Raw genomic sequence first — 243 nt, 5'->3', positions numbered from 1 at the left:
GGCCGCTCGTGTACGTGCCCATCGCTCTTGTGGTCATCTGGGCGGCGAGCTTTCCGAATGGCGGTCCGCTCCAAGAGGCGTCCGGCTGGATGCCGGCACTGCCGAATTTCCGCCTGACCCATCTCTGGTTTCTCTACGTTCTGCTGGAGCTCTATGTCGCGGCGTTGCTGCTGCGCGGCGCGATCATCTGGCTCGATGCGTCAGGCAGGCTGCGAGCGATCGTCGACCGCCTGTTTGCGAGTA

General features: G+C 63.8%; 1 pseudogene. It reads left to right on the top strand.

Going from position 1 to position 243, the window contains the following annotated elements:
- Window positions 1–14 precede the first annotated feature (14 nt).
- Window positions 15–243, top strand: a pseudogene (locus RAD04_RS39080) (acyltransferase family protein); the annotation flags it as partial.

Source organism: Bradyrhizobium sp. 25ACV (assembly GCF_054863005.1).
The sequence above is the reverse complement of the archived record's forward strand: the minus strand, read 5'-3'. Positions and strand labels throughout refer to the sequence as shown.